Source organism: Bradyrhizobium sp., assembly GCF_049586575.1.
Classification (GTDB): Bacteria; Pseudomonadota; Alphaproteobacteria; order Rhizobiales; family Xanthobacteraceae; genus Bradyrhizobium.
This window is the reverse complement of the sequence record NZ_JBAVCF010000092.1, coordinates 1-1,665: the sequence shown is the minus strand read 5'-3', so window position 1 is coordinate 1,665 and position 1,665 is coordinate 1. Positions and strand designations below refer to the sequence as shown.

The following is a 1,665-nucleotide window of genomic DNA, read 5'->3' as shown; positions in this document are numbered from 1 at the left end:
AAAAATCGCTGCCGTCCAGTGTCCCGATTCCGAAGTTCGTGCGGACTGCTGAACAGCCACACTAGGCCGGTGATTCGGCCTGAATTTGCTTGAAAAACCCTCCCGGTGCGGGCAAACCGGCGCGGATGGCCGAACTTCCGAAGAAAATCACCGATGATCCCTATGGCGCGGCGGTCCTGATCCGCCGCCTCATCATGGAACAGGGCGCGGTCTATTGGCGACGCTATCTGACGGCGTTTGCGCTGATGGCTGTCTCGGCCGCGACTACGGCCGGCTCGGCCTGGCTGCTCGGGCAAGTGATCAATCAGGCCTATGTCGACAAGAATGTCCGCGGCATTGCGATCCTGTCCGGCGTCACCGTCGTCATCTTCATCATCAAGGGCGCGGCGACTTACGGACACCAGGTCATCCTGTCGAAGATCAGCAATGCGATCCTCGCCAACAACCAGCGCTCTTTGTTCGCCAAGCTGATGAACGAAAGCGTCGGCTTCTTCTCCGACCGGCATTCGTCTGAATTTCTGGCGCGCCTCACCGCGGGCGCCAACTCCGTCACCCAGGTGCTCAGTCTCCTGATCAACGCGGTCGGCCGCGACGTGCTTTCCCTGATCGGGCTTGTCGCCGTCATGGTGTCGCAGGACCCGCTGATGTCGCTGCTCGGATTTCTGGTCGCACCTCCCGCGATGCTGGTGCTGCGCACACTGGTGCGGCGGATCAAGAGTCTTGCCCACACCCAGTTCACCGGCACCGCCGACATCATGGAGACCATGCAGGAATCCCTGCAAGGCATCCGCACCGTCAAGGCCTTCACGCTTGAAGACACCATGCGCGAGCGCATCGATGCCAGCATCACCGCTGTAGAGAACAACGCCAACAAGATGGCGCGGGTTTCCAACCGCTCAAGCCCGCTGATGGAAACCCTTGGCGGGTTGGCGATCGCCGGTGGCTTGATGTATGGCGGCTACAGCGTGGTGGCGCTGGGCGCGACACCCGGGCAGTTCTTCTCGTTCCTGACCGCGTTCCTTCTCGCCTATGAGCCGGCCAAGCGGCTGGCGCGGCTTAATCTCGAACTGAATTCCAGCCTGATCGGCGCCCGCAAGCTGATCGAGATCATCGACAGCCCCGCCAGCGAGCCCGAGGATAACGACAAGCCGCCGCTGAAATTGACCGATGCGCGGGTCGAGTTGCGCGAGGTGAGCTTTGCGTACCGGCCGAATGAGCCGGTGCTCAACCACATGAGCTTCGTTGCCGAGCCCGGCAAGGTCACCGCGCTGGTCGGGCCTTCCGGTGGCGGCAAATCCACCGTGCTCGCGCTGCTGCTCCGTTTCTATGAAGCAGGCGGCGGCGAAATCCTGATCGACGGCCAGCCGATCTCGGCCGTATCGCGCCAGTCGTTGCGAAGCCAGACCGCCTATGTCGGGCAGGACGTCTACCTGTTTCGCGATACCATCGGCGCCAACATCGCCTTCGGCAGGCACGGCGCAAGTAAGGACGAGATCGTGGCGGCCGCGAAGGCTGCCTGCGCCCACGACTTCATCATGGGTTTTCCGCTCGGCTACGACACGCCGGTCGGCGAACACGGCACGCAACTGTCGGGCGGCCAGCGCCAGCGCGTCGCGGTGGCGCGTGCGCTGCTCCGCGACGCGCCGATCATCCTGCTCGACGAAG

The 1,665-nt window shown here is 63.1% G+C and carries 1 protein-coding gene; it reads left to right on the top strand.

The features are described 5' to 3' along the window. Positions 1–125 precede the first annotated feature (125 nt). The coding region (locus WB528_RS03170; RefSeq protein ID WP_423886978.1) for an ABC transporter ATP-binding protein at positions 126–1,665 on the top strand (1,540 nt) is incomplete at its 3' end.